The following is a 237-nucleotide window of genomic DNA, read 5'->3' on the forward strand; positions in this document are numbered from 1 at the left end:
GCTAAATAGGGCTGATTAAAAAAGCTCACAGCAACTACAGCTTCCCCTTGTTTGAGTTTAAAAGTAAGTCTGTTGCGTTTAAATCCATAATACTGGACATTAGCGGGTGTTACCACTTCACCAATCACCGTTGCTTTTTCTCCATCTACTAATTCAAAAATGGAGCGTCCAGCAAAATCTTCATAACGGAAAGGAAAATAAAGCAATAAATCCTGTATTGTGGAAATGCCAAGCTTT

Annotated in this window: 1 protein-coding gene; it reads right to left on the minus strand. The window is 38.0% G+C overall.

The features are described 5' to 3' along the window. On the minus strand, positions 1-237 hold a 237-nt coding region (locus tag ETC07_RS16450; RefSeq protein ID WP_240724693.1), incomplete at both ends, for a hypothetical protein.

This window comes from Halomonas borealis, from assembly GCF_004798905.1.
Taxonomy (GTDB): domain Bacteria; phylum Pseudomonadota; class Gammaproteobacteria; order Pseudomonadales; family Halomonadaceae; genus Halomonas; species Halomonas borealis.